Here is a 19,808-nt window from a genome sequence, read left to right as displayed (position 1 = left end):
TGATATCAAAGAAACTTACCATAATCCTAGCGAAAAGGCGATGATACGCCGATGCGGTTGAGAAAGCGCCTCTTTGCCGTTTTATCGGGCTATAGGTATGAAGGGCGAAGAGCGGCGTCAATGGGCAGATGCGGCAACATGCAGGATGACGGTGAAGAATGACGATCGATACGCGTGCTTTGGGTTTCGGCAGCAGTGAGAGGGCGGTCTATGCGGCCGACCCCTGGACGAGCCGCGGACGACTCTATCAGGAAGACGGAAGCCCGACGCGCTCCGATTTCCAGCGCGACCGCGACCGCATCGTCCACACCACCGCCTTTCGCCGGCTGAAGCACAAGACGCAGGTCTTCATCGCCCAGGATGGCGATCATTACCGCACCCGGCTGACCCATACGATCGAGGTGGCGCAGATCGCCCGCGCGCTCGCCCGCGCCCTGAAGCTCGACGAGGATCTGGCCGAAGGCGTGGCTCTCGTCCACGATTTCGGTCACACGCCCTTCGGTCACACCGGCGAGGACGCGCTGCACGAGGTGCTGCTACCCTATGGCGGCTTCGACCACAATGCACAATCGCTGCGCATCGTGACCAAGCTGGAGAGGCGTTATGCCGAATTTGACGGCATCAACCTGACATGGGAAAGCCTCGAAGGTCTCGTCAAGCACAATGGTCCGCTTCTGACGCCGGATGGCGTCGGCACGCGCGGCCCCGTTCCCCAGCCGATCCTCGATTATTGCGAGCTGCACGATCTCGAGCTTGCAAGCTATGCCAGCCTCGAGGCCCAGGTCGCGGCGATCGCCGACGACATCGCCTATAATACCCACGATATCGATGACGGCCTGCGTTCCGGTTACCTGACGTTCGAGATGTTAGAGGAAATCCCGTTTCTCGCCGGGCTGATGGCCGAGGTGAGGGAGCGATATCCGCATCTGGAGCCGAGCCGCTTCACCCATGAGATTATGCGCCGCCAGATCACCCGCATGGTCGAAGACGTGATCGGTGTCGCGCAGGCGCGCCTTTCCCTCCTTCGCCCCGAGAGCGCCGGCGACATCCGCGGCGCCGGCCAGGTGATCGCCACCTTTTCCGAGGCGATGGCCGAGACCGACCGGCAGATCAAGGCGATGCTTTTCAAGCGCATCTACCGCAATGCCGATATCATGCGCATCCGCGCCGGCGCGGCAAAGATCGTTACCGATCTGTTTGGCGCCTACATGGCCAATCCCAAGGAGATGCAGAGCCATTACTGGGTCGATCATATCGCCGGCCTGTCCGATGCGCCGAAGGCCCGCCATGTCGGCGATTATCTGGCCGGCATGACCGACACCTATGCGATCAGCGCCCACAGGCGGTTGTTTGACCACACTCCGGATTTGCGATAGGCAGCGGTCGCCCACGCCGAGGGTCGATTTGAGCCTTTGGCACAGCCTATGCATGGAAGAGTGCGATGAACCTTTTTACCGACTTCGAAGCCAGGATCAAAACCGCCCTTGAACAGATCGATCTGGTCAGGGAAAAGCGATCTGAGCTCGATTTCGGCCGCATCACCGTCGAGCCGCCGCGTGACGCGAGCCATGGCGATGTCGCGACCAATGCCGCGATGGTGCTGGCAAAACCGCTCGGAACCAATCCGCGCGCGCTGGCCGATGTCATCATCGCCAAGCTGAAAGAGGATGCCGACGTCGCCGATGTCTCGGTTGCCGGCCCCGGTTTCATCAACATCCGTCTCGCCGTCGGCTACTGGCAGCGGCTGCTCGCCTCGATGATCGGCGCCGGCACCGATTACGGCCGCTCGACGCTGGGTGAGGGCAGGAAGGTCAACGTCGAATATGTCTCGGCCAATCCGACCGGCCCGATGCATGTCGGCCATTGCCGTGGCGCCGTCGTCGGCGACGCGCTTGCCAACCTGCTGGCTTTTGCCGGTTACGGCGTCGAGAAGGAATACTACATCAACGATGCCGGCTCGCAGATCGATGTGCTCGCCCGCTCCGTTTTCCTGCGTTATCGCGAAGCGCTCGGCGAAAAAATCGGCGAAATCCCTTCGGGTCTCTATCCCGGCGACTATCTCGTGCCCGTTGGCCAGTCGCTTGCCGCCGATTACGGCGTGCGGCTGCACAACATGCCGGAAGAGCAATGGATGCCGATCGTCAAGGACCGCACCATCGATGCGATGATGGTGATGATCCGCGCCGATCTCGCGGCGCTGAACGTCCATCACGACGTCTTCTTCTCCGAGCGCACCCTGCATGCCAATGGGGCCGCGGCGATCCGCACGGCGATCAACGACCTGACCTTCAAGGGTTATGTCTACAAGGGCACGCTGCCGCCGCCGAAGGGCCAGCTTCCCGAGGATTGGGAGGATCGCGAGCAAACATTGTTCCGCTCGACCGAAGTGGGTGACGATATCGACCGGCCGCTGATCAAGTCGGACGGCGCCTACACCTATTTCGCCGCCGACGTCGCCTACTTCAAGAACAAGTTCGACCGTGGTTTCGACGAGATGATCTATGTGCTCGGCGCCGATCATGGCGGCTACGTCAAGCGCCTGGAAGCGGTTGCACGCGGCGTTTCGGATGGTAAGGCGAAGCTGACGGTGCTGCTTTGCCAGCTCGTCAAGCTCTATCGAAACGGCGAGCCGGTGAAGATGTCGAAACGCTCCGGCGATTTCGTCACGCTTCGGGACGTCGTCGAGGAAGTCGGTCGTGATTCGGTCCGTTTCATGATGCTCTACCGCAAGAATTCCGAGCCGCTCGACTTCGATTTCGCCAAAGTGACCGAACAATCGAAAGATAATCCTGTTTTTTACGTGCAGTATGCGCATGCCCGCTGCATGTCGGTCTTCCGGCAGGCGAGGGAGGCTTTTCCCGACCTCGAAGTTTCGCCCGAGGATCTCGCGAAAACCGTTGCTGGCATTGGTGATCCGGCCGAATTGCAGCTTGTCGCCAAGCTCGCCGAATTCCCGCGGATCGTCGAGGCGGCCGCCCAGTCGCAGGAGCCGCATCGCATCGCTTTTTACCTCTACGACGTCGCAAGTTCGTTCCACGCGCACTGGAACAAAGGTAAAGATCAGCCGGAATTACGATTTGTTAATGATAAAAACCGAGAATCAAGTATTGCCAGACTTGGGCTGGTGTACGCCGTCGCGTCGGTTTTGAAGTCGGGACTTGCCATTACAGGCACTGCCGCACCGGACGAAATGCGATAACGTCACCATTTCCCCACAATGCGCTGGCATTTGAGCGTTGGCGTTTGCGAGTGGGATAGGCATGGCTGATAAACAACTTGCGTATGATACGCGCGGAAAAGACGATCTGTTTGCCGACGACGATCCGTTGGCCGAACTTGCCCGTATCGTCGGCTTCGAGCCGCGTGTTGCAGCGAATACGATGACCGAGGCGGCTCGGCGCGAGCCGGCCCTCGATCTCGAGGAAGAGCTTGGGCGCGAGTTCGACCGTTACGATTCGCCACGTCCGCTCGCAGAGCTCGACCGGCCCGCCGAGCCGATCTCTGACGACCTGCCTGAAGATTACGTCGAGCCCGTTCTCGATGTTTCTCCCGCTGACGAACGTGCGGAGGCTGCTGAGCCGGTGTCCGTCGCTCCCGATGACGCTGACGAAGACGTGACTTTGGCCGTGGAGAATCAGGACACGCCCGCCGCCGACTGGGCGGAGCAGCTTTCCCCCGAGCCCGCTCCCGAAGCGTCGGTGCAGTCGGTCTTCGGCGGTGCGCGCGACCTCATCGAGGAGCTTGAGCTGTCGATCGGTGCAGCACCGGTCTCTTCGCTGCCGCAACCCGCCAAGGCGCCGCAATGGTCGGCTGCCAGCATCAGGCTGCCGCTCGCCAATTTCCATGCCGCGAAGCGCGAGGAGCCGGTTGTTGCGCCGGCGCCTGTGGCCGAAACGGTCGCAGCACCGGTCGCTGAAGCGCCGTCCGTCGATCTTCCTGTGGTCGAGCCGCAATCTGTAATCGAACCGCCGGCGCCTGTCGCCGCTGTCGAGCCCTCCGAGGAATTCGAATCCGCTTCGCCGTCGCTTGGCTTCCCCGCCGAACTCGATCGCCATGATGAGGTCGTCGCGTCGGAAGAGGCTGCCGAGGCCGAGGAATTCGTCGAAATCGAAGACGAGCTGGAGGATTTCGGCTCCGACGCTGGTTTCGATCTCATTGCCGCGGCTGTCGAAGGCGAGGTCCAGGCCGATGCGGCGCTGACCGAGGTCGTGCCGGAAGTTCCACACACTGCCGGCACGTTCGATCTCGACGATCTGCTGGCCGACGTCTCGCGTTATCCGGTGCCGCAACGCGCCAATCCGGCGCCCGTTTCGCCGCAGCCCGCATCGATCGAGGCGGCACCCGTTCCTGCCGTCCCGGTGGCCGCAGCACCTGTTCAGCCCGAGGTGATCGCGCCCGCACCGGTCGCCGCAGCATTCGTCCGACCTGCTCCGATCGAGCCTGCTCCGGTCTATGCTGCCGAAGCCGCACGGCCTGTCGCGCCGCAACTTGCCGAAGTTGTTGCGCCGCAGCCTGCTGTAACGGCATATTCGCAGGCGCCGCAGCCCGTACCGGAAGCCGACGATCCCTTCGCCGGCCATGATTTCGAACTGGATCTTGCCGGCATCGAACTGGAACTCGCCGATCTCGATTTCTCCGAGCAGATCGAGCCTGCGCCGCAGCCGATAACCCCTGCGCCGCAGCAGGTCGCCGCCGTCGCTCCTCGGCCGGCTCCCGTTTTTGCGCCTGAGCCGCCAGCTCCTGCTCCCCAGCAGGATGCCGCCGCCTCGGTGCGGCCCGCTCCGGCCGCCGTTTCTGAGCCGCAGGCGCCAGCTCCGGCGCCGGCTTTCAACTGGGCGGCGCCTGTCGCCGAATCCACCGAAGACTTGCCTTTCGATCCGGCGATGATCTCCGATCCGGAGGATCGTCCCGAGACCGTCGACGATATGCATGTGCCGGCGCTGCCGCCGGTGGAGCAGCCTGCGCCGGTCGCAAAAACTGCGGATTTCGATTTCGATCTCGACGCAGAGATCGCCAGCTTCTTTGAGCCGGCCAAGCCGCGGGAAACCCCGGCGCCGGTCCGGGATACGGCTGCTGCCGCGGCAAAGCCGGTCAAGCCCACCATCGCCGATGGCCTCGATGATTTCGAACGGGCGCTGGAGGAGGATTTCCGCCGCAGCGTGCGCGAACCGGTCGAGCGCCGTGAAACCTCCGAAGTCCGTATCGAATCGGCAAGCCAGGCCGCTGATTTCAGCCGCGCCCGGTCGATGCGCCGGCTGCTGGCCGGGGCTGTTGTGCTCGTCGTTTTTGCCGGCGTTGGTTATGGCGTCTATTCCTCCGTCTGGAACGGCGAGGGGCTCGGCATTGTTGCAACCGGCGAGCCGCGCGTGATCACCGCCGACAAGGAGCCGGTCAAGGTCGTTCCGGAAAATCCGGGCGGCAAGACCGTGCCGAACCAGGATAAGGCTGTCTACGACCGCGTCGCGGGTTCTGCCGAGGAGCCGAAGCAGAAGGCGCTCGTTTCTTCCGACGAGGCGCCCGTCGATGTCGTCCAGCGTACCCTGACACCGGAAGCGCTGCCTGAGGACGACGAGAACGCCAATGCCGGTGATCAGGTCACGCCGACCGCGGTCGGTGAGACGCAGGATCCGCGTCTGCTGCCGAACCAGGACAATGCCGACAACGCTTCTGCAACCGATGCCGACAAGGCGCCGTCCGTTTCGCCGCGCAAGGTCCGCACGATGATCGTCAAGCCTGACGGCACCTTGGTCGCCCGCGAGGAGCCGGCGCCCGCTGACCAGCCGACACAGGCGGCGCAGTCTGCCCAGCCGACGCAGTCGGCTCTGCCGCCGTTGACGGCCCAGACGACGCCATCGACCCCGACTGCGCCTCCGGTCGCCGGAACGGCCGCAAGTTTCCCGGCAAGCGCCGAGGTTGCTTCCGCCGATGCTCGTTCTGCAGCACCTGCTGAAACCGCGCCGGCTGAGCCGCCGCTTGCAGGCAGCGCCGACGCGCAGGCCGCAAATCCCGCCCCGGTCGAGCCGCCGGTGCGCCCGGTCAAGACCTCGGCGATTGCCGATACCGCTCCGATCCCGACCGCCCGTCCGGTCGACCAGCCCGTCAACGTCGTCGGCACCGTGACCGAGAAGGGCAATGTCCGGCCGCCTGCACAGCAGACGACGGCTGAGGTCGCGGCCGCAGCACCGGTTGCCGCAAAGCCGCAGCAGGCTGCGTCCGCCGGCGGCTACGGCATCCAGATCGCCTCGCTGCCGTCGGAAGACGAGGCGAACAAATCCTATGCCAACCTGTCGAAGAAATTCGCCGGTGTGCTTGGCGGCCGTAGCCATGAGATCCGCAGGGCCGATATCGCCGGCAAGGGCACGTTCTACCGTGTTCGCATTCCGGCCGGTTCCAAGGACGAGGCGGCTGCGCTCTGCGAACAGTATCGCGCCGCGGGCGGAAGCTGCCTGATCTCCAAGTAAGAATCAGGCTCATTGATATCGGAAGCGGCGGACCGGATTGGTCCGCCGCTCTTTTTTGTGCATCGCGCTGGACCTTGCTCGCATTTGGCCGGGCGCCGTCTATGATTCTCACATGACCGAATCAAAAGCGATGATCCTTGGCTGCAGCGGCCTTGCCCTCACATCCGAAGAAAAGGCCTTTTACCGGGGCGAACGGCCCTGGGGCTTCATCCTCTTCGGGCGCAACATCTCCGAAGCCCGGCAGATCACCGATCTCGTCGCCGATCTGCGCGAAAGCGTCGGCTGGCATGCGCCGGTGCTGATCGACCAGGAAGGCGGCCGCGTCCAGCGCATCCGCCCGCCCATTCTGGCGCGTTATCCTTCCGGCCAGGCGCTCGGCGATCTTTATCGCCGCGACCCGGCGCTTGGCCTGCGGGCCGCATGGCTGATGTCGCGGCTGCATGCCTTCGACCTTTCGAGCCTCGGCATCGATGTCGATTGCCTGCCGGTGCTCGACGTGCCGGTGGAGGGCAGCAGCAACGTCATCGGCGACCGCGCCTATGGCGGCGATCCCGACACCGTCATCGCCATGGGCCGGGCGGCTGCCGAAGGCCTGAAGGCCGGCGGCCTGTTGCCTGTGATGAAGCATATGCCCGGCCACGGCCGCGGTTTCGCGGATTCACATCTGGAACTGCCTGTCGTCACCGTCTCGCGTGATGAGCTGGAGACCCACGATTTCCCGCCCTTTATCGCGATGAAGGACGAGTTGATGGCGATGACCTGTCACCTCGTCTTCACTGCCATCGACCCGGACAATCCGGCGACGACCTCGCGCAAGGTGATCGACGGCATCATCCGTCAGCATATCGGCTTTACCGGTCTGCTGCTCTCCGACGACAGCTCGATGAACGCTCTTTCCGGTACGATCGGTGAGCGTGCGGCGAATATCATTGCAGGCGGATGCGATATCGTGCTGCATTGCAATGGCGATATGGACGAGATGCGGGATGTCGTGGCAAATGTTCCGCCGCTCGCCGGCATCTCGCTTGCCCGCGCAAAAGCGGTGGAAGCAGGCTTCGCGGCGCCGGATAGGTCCGACGAAGCGGAATTGAGGGTGGAATTCGAGGCGATGTTTGCGACGGTCTGATCGTAAGGGAGCAGCTAGGTGAGCACGGTCAAGGGCACGGAACGTCCGCAGGCGGCAACGCCGATGGACAAGCTGTGGCAGGATAACGGTGCCGAGCGCGCCAGCCACGAGCCAGCGCTGGTGATTGACGTCGCCGGCTTCGAAGGCCCGCTCGACCTCTTGCTCTATCTCGCCCGCAACCAGAAGGTCGACCTGTCGCGCATCTCGGTGCTGGCGCTTGCCGAGCAATATCTGCTCTTCATCGAAAGCGCCCGGCGGATCCGCATCGAGCTGGCCGCCGATTATCTCGTCATGGCCGCCTGGCTTGCCTATCTCAAGTCACGGTTGCTCATTCCCCAGCAGGTCAAGGATGACGGTCCTTCGGGCGAGGAACTGGCGGCAACGCTCGCCTTCCGCCTGAAACGCCTGGAAGCCATGCGCCGGGCGGCGGAGGGCCTCGTCAATCGCAACCGTCTCGGCCGCGATATCTTCGTGCGTGGCGCCCCCGAGCATATTCCCGACCGTCAGCAATCCGCTTATGCGGCAAGCCTCTACGATCTCCTGACCGCCTATGCGGCGCTGCGGCAGCGCAATGCCGTCACCCAGGTGACGATCGAGCGGCGCAGTGTCTGGTCGCTGACCGATGCCCGCGAGCTGTTGACCCAGATGATCGGCGAGATCGGTGACTGGACGGCGATGGAGCATTACCTGCTGCGTTATCTCGCAGCACCCGAGGAACGCGTCACGGCAATCGCCAGCGCCTTTGCCGCCTCGCTGGAGCTGGTGCGTGAGGGCAAGCTCGAAATCCGTCAGGATGGCGCCTTTCAGCCGATATACATGCGCCGCGGTCCGAAACATGCCACGCTGCAGGTGGTGGAGCAGGAGCAGCCGGCTTGATCGATCCGAAGAGCGAAGAGGATTTCGAAGGCGATTTCGACGACAGGAGCCGCGAACTGCAGGCCGAGATCGAGGCCGAGCGCATCGCCGAGGCGCTGGTCTTCGCCTCGTCGCAGCCGGTCTCCGAAGGCTTCCTCGCCGAGCGCCTGCCTGAGAAGACCGACGTGCGCGCCATCATGCTGCGCCTGAAGGAGCAGTATGCGCCGCGGGGCGTCAATCTGGTCCAGGTCGAGGGCGCCTGGGCCTTCCGCACTGCCGCCGACCTGTCATTCATCATCCGCCGTGATGACAATGAGGTGAAGAAGCTTTCGCGCGCAGCATTGGAAGTGCTGGCGATCATTGCCTATCACCAGCCGGTGACGCGCGCCGAGATCGAGGATATCCGTGGCGTCCAGACCTCGCGCGGCACGCTCGACGTGTTGATGGAGGCCGGCTGGGTGCGGTTCCGCGGCCGCCGGCGCACGCCGGGCCGGCCGGTGACATTGGGCACGACACGCGATTTCCTCGACCATTTCGGTCTCGAAGAGCTGCGTGACTTGCCGGGTCTCGAAGAGTTGAAGGGAGCGGGCTTGCTGTCGGGCCGCATTCCGGCGAATTTCAATATTCCCTCGCCGTTGATGAACGACGAACTGACCGAGGACGAAGACCCGATCACCCAGATGGACCTCGAGGAATTGGGGTTGTTGGCGCCGCGCGGCACCTCTGAAGATTGAGGGGTTTGCGTCTTGCTTTTGCCATGCATGGCGAAAACAATAGAACCAGCACTTTTCGGCGGGTCAATGGCTTGTCACAAAGGGCGATACCGTGACATTAAGCGCAGTTCAAAGGGCTTGATGTTGGAAACGGTGTCGGAAATCCTTACATCGTGGGAACATAGAAACAGGGAGTAAGCGTAATGATGGGTTCTTTTAGCATGTGGCACTGGCTGATCGTTCTGGTCATCGTGCTGTTGTTGTTCGGTCGCGGCAAGATTCCGGAACTGATGGGCGACGTTGCCAAGGGCATCAAGAGCTTCAAGAAGGGCATGACGGACGAGGACGCGCCGGACACGGCAAAGACCGTCGATCACAAGGCCGACGAAACGAAGTAACCAAGTCCGGGAAAAAGCGCAGCCCCCGCGCTTCCCGTCCAGGAGCCTTGCATGTTCGATATTGGCTGGACCGAGCTTTTGGTCATCGCGGTCGTACTGATCGTGGTGGTCGGTCCCAAGGATTTGCCGCCGATGCTGCGCGCTTTCGGCAAGATGACGCAGCGCGCCCGCAAGGTGGCGGGTGAATTCCGTGCGCAGTTCGACGAAGCGTTGCGCGAAGCCGAGCTTGACGATGTCCGCCAGACGATCAGCGACGCCCAGAAGCTCAACCCGGTCAACAGCCTGCGCGAGGCGATGAACCCGCTTCGCCAGATGGGCAACGAGATCAAGGCCGACCTGCAGAAGTCGACCGTGGTCACGGAAAACAAGACCGAGGTGCCGGCTGCTGTTGTCTCTGCCCCGACGCCGTCGATGAGCCTGCCGGAAACGCCGCCGCTGGTACCCGCGCCTGCGCAGCCTGAACCCGTCGCAGCAGCGGCTGTCCAGGCCGATACGGTTGCCGCCAAGCCGAAACCCGTGCGCAAGCCGCGCGTCAAGGCTGCCGACAAAATCGATGCTGCGGCGGCCGTTGCCGTGCCTGTGGAAAAACCGAAGCGCGCGACGGCAGCCAGGAAGCCTGCAACGCCGAAGAAGCCGGCGCAGACGAAGAAGGACGAGGCATGAGCGGTGATATCGAAGACAAGCCGCAGCCGCTGATCGAGCACCTGATGGAGCTGCGCACGCGGCTGATCTGGTCGATCGGCGCGTTTTTCGTCGCCTTCATCGCATGCTTCTTTTTTGCCAAGCATCTCTTCAATTATCTGGTCATTCCCTACAAGACGGCCGTGGTGTGGGCGCATCTCGATGTCGAGAAGGCGCAGCTCATCTACACCGCGCCGCAGGAATTCTTCTTTACCCAGGTCAAGGTGGCGATGTTCGGCGGCCTGGTGGTCGCTTTTCCGATCATTGCCGCCCAGGTTTACAAGTTCGTGGCGCCGGGCCTCTACAAGAACGAACGTCAGGCCTTCCTGCCGTTCCTGATCGCTTCGCCGGTCCTGTTCCTGATGGGCGCTGCTCTCGTCTATTTCTTCTTCACGCCGATGGTCATGTGGTTCTTCCTGTCGATGCAGCAGGCGCCGGGTCATGACGAGGTGGCGATCTCGCTGATGCCGAAGGTCTCGGAATATCTGAGCCTCATCATGACGCTGGTCTTCTCCTTCGGCCTTGTCTTCCAGCTTCCCGTCGTCACCACGCTGCTTGCCCGTGTCGGCCTGCTGACGTCGCAATGGCTTGCCGAAAAGCGCAAGTTCGCCATCGTCCTCGCCTTCGTCGTTGCCGCCGTGCTGACGCCGCCGGACCCGATGTCTCAGATCGGCCTTGCGATACCGACGATCCTTCTCTACGAGATTTCCATCTATGCGGCGCGACTCGTGGAGCGCCAGCGTGCCCGGCAGGCGGTCGAAAAGGACACCGGATCCGCGGACGTTGCCAAGACGGACAGCGTCTGAGCGGCGATCCCAATCCCCCTTTGTGAGCGCCGCTTAACATCCGGTCGAGGCCCGATCAGGCTTTGGCCGGGTCATCTCTGTTGCAACGACCTGGAACGACGATGCTCGATATCAAATGGATCCGTGAGAATCCCGAAGCGCTCGATGCCGCCCTTGCCAAGCGCGGGGCGGAGCCTCTGGCCCAAAGTCTCGTTGCCCTCGATGAAAAGCGCCGCTCCGCCGTGCAGAAGGCGCAAGACTTGCTGTCTCGCCGCAACATCGCCTCCAAGGAGATTGGCGCGGCGATGGCTCAGAAGAACGGCGAGCTCGCCGAGAAGCTGAAGGCCGAGGTCGCAGAATTGAAGACCCTGCTGCCGGCGGTCGAGGAAGAAGACCGGCAGCTGACGGCCGAACTGAACGACGCACTCTCGCGCATCCCGAACATCCCCTTCGACGACGTCCCGGTCGGCAGGGACGAGCATGACAATGTCGTCACCCGCACCGTCGGCGAAAAGCCGCGCTGGAACCACGCGCCGAAGGAACACTTCGAAATCGGCGAGGCGCTCGGCTATATGGATTTCGAGCGCGCCGCCAAGCTCTCCGGTTCGCGCTTCACGGTTCTAACCGGGCCGCTCGCCAAGCTCGAGCGCGCGCTCGGCCAGTTCATGATCGATCTCCACACCAGCGAGCACGGCTATACCGAAGTCAGCTCGCCCCTGATGGTGCGCGACGAGGCCGTCTATGGCACTGCCCAACTGCCGAAATTCGCCGAGGATCTCTTCAGGACGACGGACGGCCGCTGGCTGATCCCGACGGCCGAAGTGACGCTCACCAATCTGGTGCGCGAAGAAATCCTCGATCAGGACAAGCTGCCGCTCCGCTTCACCGCATTGACGCCGTCTTTCCGCTCGGAAGCGGGATCCGCCGGCCGCGATACGCGTGGCATGCTGCGCCAGCACCAGTTCTGGAAATGCGAACTCGTCTCGATCACCGACGCCGAGAGCGCCGTTGCCGAGCACGAACGGATGACCGCCTGCGCCGAGGAGGTGCTGAAACGCCTCGGCCTGCATTTCCGCACCATGACGCTTTGCACCGGCGACATGGGCTTCGGTTCGCGCAAGACTTACGACCTCGAAGTCTGGCTGCCGGGACAGAATGCCTTCCGCGAAATTTCCTCCTGCTCGGTCTGCGGTGATTTTCAGGGCCGGCGGATGAATGCGCGCTACCGCGGCAAGGATGACAAGAACAACAGGTTCGTCCACACGCTGAACGGTTCCGGCACCGCCGTCGGTCGCTGCCTGATCGCTGTCCTTGAAAATTATCTGAACGAGGACGGCTCCGTCACGATTCCGGACGTTTTGCTCCCCTATATGGGCGGATTGACCAAGATCGAACGGGCGGCCTGAGGCGATGCGCATCCTGCTTACGAATGACGACGGCATTCACGCCGAAGGGCTCGCCGCCCTGGAGCGGATCGCGCGCACGCTGTCCGACGATGTCTGGATCGTTGCGCCCGAAACCGACCAGAGCGGCCTGGCCCATTCGCTGAGCCTGTCTGAACCGTTGCGGCTGCGCAAGATTTCCGACAAGCATTTCGCGCTGCGCGGCACGCCGACCGATTGCGTCATCATGGGCATCCGGCAGGTGATGGACATCAAGCCGGATCTCGTGCTGTCAGGCGTCAATTCAGGTTCGAACGTTGCCGACGACGTCACCTATTCCGGCACGATCGCCGGCGCCATCGAGGGCACGATGCAGGGCGTGCGCTCCTTCGCGCTGAGCCAGGCCTATCTCTATGAGGACGGCGCGCGCATCGTGCCGTGGGAGGTCTGCGAAACGCATGCCCCAGCGCTCCTGGAAAAGCTGATGGTGCTGGACCTGCCGGAGGGCACGTTCCTCAATCTCAATTTCCCGAACTGCCGTCCCGACGAGGTCGATGGCGCGGAGGTGACCATGCAGGGCAAGCTCGCCTTCAACCTGCAGGTCGACGCGCGCTCCGATGGCCGGGGCTTTCCCTACTACTGGCTGAAGTTCGGCGAACGCGCCGGCGCCTTCATCGAAGGCACCGATATTCACGCCTTGAAGCATAATAAGATCTCGGTAACGCCTTTGAAACTTGATCTGACCGATTATTCCGTGACGGACCGCGTGGCGCGGGCCTTGGGATACGGAGCACAAGTTTGACGGCTAAACTGGCGGAGAAGGAGGGCTTTGCGGCGCTCGTCCTCAGATTGCGTGCCGAAGGCATCTCCGACCTCGATCTGCTGACGGCGGTCGAGCAGACGCAGCGGTCACTGTTCGTGCCGCCGCAATTCGCCGACGACGCCTATTCGAGCCGGACGATACCGATCGAATGCGGCTCCTTCCTCGAAGGCATCGATTTTGCCGTCCGCATCCTGCATCACCTGAAGCTCAAACCAGGACAGCGCGTTCTGGAGATCGGCACCGGCAGCGGCTTTACCGCCGCCGTCATGGGCCGCATGGCCGAGCGTGTTCTGTCCATCGACCGCTACAAGACGCTGACCACGGCAGCGCAGCGACGCATGGAATCGCTTGGTCTGCGCAGCGTCATCGTTCGCCATGCCGACGGAAGCGCCGGCATGCAGGGAGAGGGAACTTTCGACCGCATCCTGGTGACGGCCGCCTTCAATGCCATGCCGCGCTTTTATACCGACCAGCTCGTTTCCGGCGGTTCGATGATCGCGCCACTGATGATTTCAGAAAACGAGTGCCGCATGGTGCGGCTGACGAAAACCGGCAGCCGTTTCGAACGCGAGGAACTGTTCGAAGCTCCCTATCTGCCGATCGTTCCGCGGCTTGCCTCGCTGCTGTAGGGCCTGGCTGCCGCAGGCATAAATGTTTTTCGGCCGGATCGGCCTGAAATCTGAATATGCATCACAATCAGAAAAGCGCTCGAAGTTTTGGGCATCATGCTCTGCGCACTGCGATTTTTTACCCCTAAGCCTATGGTTATCAACTTCTCAAAAATATCGCACTGATTCCAGCATCTTAACCGCGTGGTAATACTAACGCGTTTTAATAGACTCACAAATGGTTGCGTTCTCAGTGGGTCGAGTCATGCGTTTCAGTCTTTCGCCAAAGTTCGGGAAGTCGGCCGGTAATCTTCTGGTTGTTGGCCTGCTGGCAAGTGCCGCAACGGGCTGCAGTTCCGATGTGACACGGTTTGGCGGCTTGTTTTCCTCCTCAGGGCAGGATCAGATCACCACAAGTTCCATTCCGCGCAGGAATATGAACGGTTCTCAGGGTGATCCGGTGCCGCGTGCCGATCTCGGCGGTTCGGCCGTTGCGAGCCAGCAGGGCTATGGCGGCGGCAATGACGCGCTGAATCAGCCTTATCCCGCCCGCCCAAGTTACGATCCGATCCGCGCGTCGAGCTCGAGCGCGCGTCTGGCTTCCGCGCCGGTCTCGGTACAGCGGACAGAACTTGCCGCACCGTCGGCTGTGGCGCCATCCCGCCAGCGGGAAAAGGAAGTTGCGCTCGCCCAGCCTTTCCCGGCTACGCCGCAGGCTGAAAAGCCGCGGTTGGTGGCGCCGGCGGCACCCAAGGTGACGCCCGATTCTTTGACGACAGGCACGACGCCGAGGGTTTCCGGCTGGTCCGCAACCAATGCCCCTTCGGTGACGCTGCGTCCGGGTGAAAACATTGCCACGCTCTCCAGGCGCTTCGGTGTTCCGGAAAAGGAAATCCTTCGCGTCAACAATCTGAAGACCGCATCTGCCGCCCAACCCGGCCAGGCGATCCTGATCCCGACCTTCAACGGCGGCAATGCCGCCAAGGCGGCATCGCAGACGGCCGATCTCTCCAAGCCCGGCAAGCTGCCGGAGCCGGTCAAGGCGCCGGAGCAGAATGTCGCTGTCGTTCCAGGCGCCAATTCCGCCCGCGACAAGACCATGGCGAACGCCGATGTCACCGGCAAGCTTCCGGTCGGCGCCGGCAAGGATCCGAAAGCGCCCGCCGGCACCTATGTCGTCAAGCAAGGCGATTCGCTGGCAAAGATCGCCAAGGCGACCGGTACCAATGTCGACGATCTCAAGGTCGCCAATAGTCTTTCGGCTAGCTCGCTGCGCGTCGGTCAAGCCCTGAAGATCCCGAACGGCACCGCCGACAACATCAAGACCGCCTCGATCCCGGCCGAGAAGGTCGATCCGAAGCCGACCCAGCCGGCTGCCGCCCAGCAGACGGCTTCCGTTCAGCCCGCGCCCTACAAGGCGCCGGCTGCCACCCAGACCGTCGACGATGTCGAGAAGAAGTCGGACGTCAGCTCCGACGCGCCGGAATCGACCGGCATCGGCAAATATCGCTGGCCGGTGCGCGGCCAGGTCATTGCTTCATACGGCGCCAACGTCAACGGCAACCGCAATGACGGCATCGATATTTCGGTACCGCAGGGCACGCCGATCAAGGCTGCCGAAAACGGCGTCGTCATCTATGCCGGCAACGGCCTGAAGGAACTCGGCAACACGGTTCTCGTCCGTCACGACGACGGCACCGTCACCGTCTACGGCAACGCCGATACGCTGAGCGTCACTCGCGGCCAGAAGATCCAGCGCGGCCAGACCGTCGCGGTCTCCGGAATGAGCGGCGACGTCAAGCAGCCGCAGGTCCATTTCGAGGTGCGCAAGGACGCGTCCCCGGTCAACCCGATGACTTTCCTGGAATAGGTACAGCGTACCAGGAAGCGCAAAAGCCCGGCCACCCGCCGGGCTTTTGTTTTTTGGCATGTCGTCCGAACTGCGCCTGATGCTAGGCGATTTAGGCTCTGTCGATGTGAACGCGCATGCGCCCGGCCAGATCCTGGATATACTGCCAGGCGACACGGCCGGAGCGCGCGCCGCGGGTCGTCGCCCATTCCAGCGCCTCCGCATGCATCTTGCTGCGGTCGAGCCCGAGCTTGAAGTGATCGGCATAGCCGTCGATCATGCCGAGATAATCCTCCTGGGTGCATTTATGGAAGCCGAGCCAGAGGCCGAAGCGGTCGGAAAGCGAAACCTTCTCCTCGACCGCCTCCGACGGATTGATCGCCGTCGACTGCTCGTTTTCCATCATGTGCCGCGGCAGAAGATGGCGCCGGTTGGAGGTGGCGTAGAAGAGCACATTGTCCGGTCGTCCTTCGACGCCGCCGTCGAGCGCTGCCTTCAGCGACTTGTAGGCGGTGTCGTCGTGATCGAAAGAGAGATCGTCGCAGAAGACGATCACGCGGTGCGGTGTGTCCTTCAACAGGTCGAGCAGGTTGGGAAGGCTGGCGATATCCTCGCGATGGACTTCGACCAGCTTCAGCGAGACGCCGCTTTCGCGCCTGACATCCTCGTGCACGGCCTTGACCAGCGAGGATTTGCCCATGCCGCGCGCGCCCCAGAGCAGCACATTGTTGGCGGCATAACCGTCGGCGAAACGCACCGTATTCTCATGCAGGATGTCGCGCACGTGATCGACGCCGCGGATGAGCTTCAATGCCACCCGGTTCGGTCGCTTGACCGGCTGCAGATGCTGGCGCGATGGTGCCCAGACGAAACAGTCGGCGGCATCCCAGTCGTTGAGGGTAGGCGCCGGTCCGGCAAGACGCTCGACGGCGTCTGCGAGCCGTCTCAGTTCGGCAAGCAGGGCTGTGTTGATTTCCTCGGTCATCGGTGGCCTCCTGATTTCTCACTGCGGCAATCTGCTTTGATCTTTGGATGCCGGGTACCATGGCGTTTTGACGGCGGAAAGGTTATGAGGCAGCGGAATCGGTACTGTTTCCGGCTGTTTCTGTTGCATTCATCGAAGCGGTAACTATAGTCCGGCAACCTGAAAAGAGAGGCGGAGTTCCGCCGCCCAAGCCTGAGGAGTTTAGCATGTTCATCACCCCGGCATTCGCCCAGAGCGCGACCGATACCGCAACGGGATTCGGCGGCTCCGGTTTCGAAATGATCATCCTGTTCGTGCCGCTGATGGTCGTCTGGTACTTCCTGCTGATCCGTCCGCAGCGCGCACAGGCAAAAAAGCGTGAGGAGACCCTGAAGGCGATCCGTCGCGGCGACCAGGTCGTCACCGGTGGCGGTCTCGTCGGTAAGGTCACCAAGGTCATCGACGACAAGGAAGTTGAAGTCGAGATCGCTGAAGGCGTTCGCGTGCGTATCGTCCGCAGCGGCATTTCGGACGTCCGCGTCAAGGGTGAACCAGTCAAGGCCGACGCAGCGTAACAAGCGATAACGGCAGGACCGCCGGATCGGAAGATCGTCGAGAGAATGTTGCATTTTTCCCGCTGGAAAACACTTCTGATTTGGCTGGTCGCGTTTGCGGCCATCGTCATCGCTGCGCCCAATTTGCTGACCGAGGCGCAGCGTTCCTCTCTGCCGGACTGGTTGCGCCACGACCGCATGACGCTCGGCCTCGACCTGCAGGGCGGTTCGCATATCGTTCTGAAGGTCGAGCGTTCCGATATCGTCAAGGACCGCCTGGAGCAGGCGGTCGCCAATGTGCGCAACGCGCTGCGCGGCGCCGGCATCCGCTACACCGGGCTGACCGGCAATGACCAGACCGTCACCGTCCGGATCACCGATCCGGCCCAGACACAGGCGGCGGTCGATCTCCTCAAGCCTTTGACGACGGCTGCGGGACGTTCAGGACCAGAGATCGCGCTGCAGCAGGGCGGGGAGGGGCAACTTTCGCTGCAGATTTCCGACGCCGGCATTACCGCCGACGTCGCCTCGGCCCGGACCCGGTCGCTCGATATCGTAGGCCGCCGCATCGCCGGATTCGGCTATGACAATTTCCTCGTTCGCCCCGATGGCGCCGATCGAATTGTCGTCCAGGTGCTGGGCTCGCTCGATGCGGAGCGGCTGAAAAACATCCTGAACCAGCCGGCCAAGCTTTCCTTTCATCTGATCGATGAAAGCATGTCGGGGCAGGAAGCGCTGAACGGCCGTTGGCCGGCCACATCGCAGGTGCTCTATTCGCTGGACGATCCGCCGGTACCTTATCTCGTCGACCGCACCGCCTTCGTCACCGGCAGCAACATGGTCGATATCGAGCCTGTCGTCGACCCGCAGACGCAGGATACCTCGATCACCTACCGTCTCGACGCCGAGGGCACGCAGCGGCTGGCGCAGGCGACCGGGCAGAATATCGGCAAGCACCTTGCCATCGTTTTCGATGACCAGGTAATGTCGTCACCGGTCATCGATGCGGCGATCACCGGCGGTGAGGGCCGGATTTCGGCAAACTTCTCCGAGGATGGCGTCCGCGACCTTGCCATCATGCTGCGCGGCGGCGCCTTGCCGGCGACGCTGACGAGCGTTGAGGAGCGTAGCGTCAGCCCGACATTCGGCGCCGATTCCATCTTCAGCGGCCTTATTGCCGGCCTCGTCGCCGTTGTGCTCGTCGCAGCGCTGATGATCGCGCTTTACCGTATTCTCGGCGTCATCGCCGTCGTCTCGCTCTTCTTCAACCTGATCCTCATCGTCGCGGTGCTCAGCCTTGCCGGCGCGACGCTCACCTTGCCGGGCATTGCCGGCATCGTGCTCATCGTCGGCATGGCCGTCGACTCGAACGTGCTGATCTACGAGCGCATCCGGGAAGAAGAGAAAACCACCCATTCCTTTGCGGAGGCCGTCGGCCGGGGTTTCTCGCGCGCATTCGCAACGATCGTCGACGCGAATGTCACGATCTTCATCGCCGCCATTATCCTCTTCTTCCTCGGCAGCGAAACCATCCGCGGTTTCGCGGTGACGCTGGCGGTCGGCATCCTGACGACCGTCTTCACGGCTTTCACGCTGACGCGCTCGATCGTCGGCGCCTGGCTGAGACGGCGCCATCCCCGGCATCTGCCGAAGAGTGTCCTGACCCATCTTTTCGAGCATGCCAATATTCGTTTCATGGGGATCCGCCGTTATGTCTTCACGGCCTCGGCGGTTATTTCGCTGATCGCCATGGCCGCTTTTGCCACCGTCGGTCTGCATCTCGGCATCGATTTCACCGGCGGCTCGCTGATCGAGGTAACGGCGAAGCAGGGCAATGCCGACATCGCCGATCTCAGCTCGCGTCTGAATGATCTCAATCTTGGCGATATCAGTGTCGAGCGTACCGGCGGCCCGGCGAACGCGCGGATCCGCATCGCTTCCCAGGGCGGCGGCGAGAATGCCGAACAGTCGGCGGCGACGCTGGTGCGCGGCGAGCTCCAGGAGGATTATGATTTCCGCCGAGTCGAGGTCGTCGGCCCCGCCATCTCGGGCGAATTGACGATGATGGCGACGCTCGGCGTGCTGGCAGCGCTGGCGGCGATCCTGATCTACATCTGGATCCGCTTCGAATGGCAGTTCGCAGTCGGCGCCATCGTCGCAACGCTGCACGACGTCATCATCATGCTCGGTCTTTTCGTCCTCACCGGCATCGAGTTCAATCTGACGAGCATCGCCGCGGTCCTGACCATCGTCGGTTATTCCCTGAACGACACGGTCGTGGTCTATGACCGCATGCGCGAGAATCTCAAGCGATACAAGAAGATGCCGCTGCCGATCCTGATCGATGCCTCGATCAACCAGACGCTGTCGCGCACCGTTCTGACCGCGGCGACGACGCTGCTCGCCTTGCTCGCACTCTATCTCTTCGGGGGCGACGTCATCCGCTCCTTCACCTTTACGATGCTCTTCGGCGTCGCTCTCGGCACTTTCTCTTCGATCTATATCGCCGCTCCTGTATTGATCGTCTTCCGGCTGCGGCCGGAGGCTCCCGACGGGGAAGAGAGCAACAAGACGGATGCTGGTGTAAAATCCGGCACGGTGGTTTGAAA

General features: G+C 62.5%; 16 protein-coding genes. 15 read left to right on the top strand and 1 reads right to left on the bottom strand.

Annotated elements, in window-relative coordinates:
• Positions 1-158: 158 nt before the first annotated feature.
• The 13 genes from FHT75_RS16880 (at position 159) to FHT75_RS16820 (ending at position 15,702) form a co-directional block, all read left to right on the top strand.
• Entirely contained in the window at positions 159-1,376 is a 1,218-nt protein-coding gene (locus FHT75_RS16880) for a deoxyguanosinetriphosphate triphosphohydrolase (protein ID WP_047614775.1), read from the top strand.
• Between the two features lie 65 nt (positions 1,377-1,441).
• Positions 1,442-3,199, top strand: a complete 1,758-nt coding sequence (gene argS / locus FHT75_RS16875) for an arginine--tRNA ligase (protein WP_063475455.1) — start codon at positions 1,442-1,444, stop codon at positions 3,197-3,199.
• A gap of 61 nt (positions 3,200-3,260) precedes the next feature.
• Positions 3,261-6,461, top strand: coding sequence for an SPOR domain-containing protein (locus FHT75_RS16870; protein ID WP_063475456.1), 3,201 nt, complete (start codon positions 3,261-3,263; stop codon positions 6,459-6,461).
• A 112-nt stretch (positions 6,462-6,573) separates the two neighbouring features.
• Positions 6,574-7,587, top strand: coding sequence for a beta-N-acetylhexosaminidase (gene nagZ / locus FHT75_RS16865; protein ID WP_047615369.1), 1,014 nt, complete (start codon positions 6,574-6,576; stop codon positions 7,585-7,587).
• Positions 7,588-7,605: 18 nt separating this feature from the next.
• The gene (locus FHT75_RS16860) at positions 7,606-8,463 is read left to right on the top strand and encodes a segregation and condensation protein A (RefSeq protein ID WP_047614779.1); all 858 of its coding nucleotides are present in this window, start codon (positions 7,606-7,608) and stop codon (positions 8,461-8,463) included.
• The gene (scpB, locus tag FHT75_RS16855) at positions 8,460-9,176 is read left to right on the top strand and encodes an SMC-Scp complex subunit ScpB (RefSeq protein ID WP_063475457.1); all 717 of its coding nucleotides are present in this window, start codon (positions 8,460-8,462) and stop codon (positions 9,174-9,176) included. Before FHT75_RS16860 ends, scpB begins: the two co-directional genes overlap by 4 nt.
• A gap of 185 nt (positions 9,177-9,361) precedes the next feature.
• Positions 9,362-9,553 carry a twin-arginine translocase TatA/TatE family subunit gene (locus FHT75_RS16850; protein WP_003538990.1) on the top strand — a complete coding sequence of 64 codons (192 nt, stop codon included), beginning with the start codon at positions 9,362-9,364 and terminating at the stop codon, positions 9,551-9,553.
• Positions 9,554-9,604: 51 nt separating this feature from the next.
• Positions 9,605-10,216: a Sec-independent protein translocase protein TatB gene (tatB, locus tag FHT75_RS16845; RefSeq protein WP_063475458.1), complete on the top strand. Its 612-nt coding sequence runs from the start codon at positions 9,605-9,607 to the stop codon at positions 10,214-10,216.
• Positions 10,213-11,040, top strand: coding sequence for a twin-arginine translocase subunit TatC (tatC, locus tag FHT75_RS16840; RefSeq protein ID WP_047614785.1), 828 nt, complete (start codon positions 10,213-10,215; stop codon positions 11,038-11,040). Before tatB ends, tatC begins: the two co-directional genes overlap by 4 nt.
• A 101-nt stretch (positions 11,041-11,141) precedes the next feature.
• A complete protein-coding gene (serS, locus tag FHT75_RS16835; RefSeq protein WP_063475459.1) occupies positions 11,142-12,425 on the top strand; it encodes a serine--tRNA ligase in 1,284 nt (427 codons plus the stop codon).
• A 4-nt stretch (positions 12,426-12,429) separates the two neighbouring features.
• On the top strand, positions 12,430-13,203 hold the full coding sequence (surE, locus tag FHT75_RS16830; protein ID WP_017964058.1) for a 5'/3'-nucleotidase SurE: 774 nt from the start codon (positions 12,430-12,432) through the stop codon (positions 13,201-13,203).
• Entirely contained in the window at positions 13,200-13,853 is a 654-nt protein-coding gene (locus FHT75_RS16825; RefSeq protein WP_047614790.1) for a protein-L-isoaspartate(D-aspartate) O-methyltransferase, read from the top strand. Before surE ends, FHT75_RS16825 begins: the two co-directional genes overlap by 4 nt.
• Before the next feature lie 244 nt (positions 13,854-14,097).
• Positions 14,098-15,702 carry a peptidoglycan DD-metalloendopeptidase family protein gene (locus FHT75_RS16820; RefSeq protein ID WP_063475460.1) on the top strand — a complete coding sequence of 535 codons (1,605 nt, stop codon included), beginning with the start codon at positions 14,098-14,100 and terminating at the stop codon, positions 15,700-15,702.
• A 91-nt stretch (positions 15,703-15,793) separates the two neighbouring features.
• Here FHT75_RS16820 and FHT75_RS16815 read toward each other — a convergent pair whose 3' ends face one another.
• Positions 15,794-16,666: an ATP-binding protein gene (locus FHT75_RS16815; protein ID WP_183845037.1), complete on the bottom strand. Its 873-nt coding sequence runs from the start codon at positions 16,664-16,666 to the stop codon at positions 15,794-15,796.
• Between the two features lie 206 nt (positions 16,667-16,872).
• Here FHT75_RS16815 and yajC point away from each other — a divergent pair, with 206 nt between their 5' ends.
• Positions 16,873-17,220 carry a preprotein translocase subunit YajC gene (gene yajC, locus FHT75_RS16810; RefSeq protein WP_047614795.1) on the top strand — a complete coding sequence of 116 codons (348 nt, stop codon included), beginning with the start codon at positions 16,873-16,875 and terminating at the stop codon, positions 17,218-17,220.
• Between the two features lie 45 nt (positions 17,221-17,265).
• A complete protein-coding gene (gene secDF / locus FHT75_RS16805; protein ID WP_097623109.1) occupies positions 17,266-19,806 on the top strand; it encodes a protein translocase subunit SecDF in 2,541 nt (846 codons plus the stop codon).
• The last annotated feature ends 2 nt before the right edge of the window (positions 19,807-19,808 follow it).

Origin of the sequence: Rhizobium sp. BK112, from assembly GCF_014193215.1 — a bacterium.
Classification (GTDB): domain Bacteria; phylum Pseudomonadota; class Alphaproteobacteria; order Rhizobiales; family Rhizobiaceae; genus Rhizobium; species Rhizobium anhuiense.
Note: the sequence above shows the minus strand (reverse complement) of the source record. Positions and strands in the feature narration are given on the sequence as shown.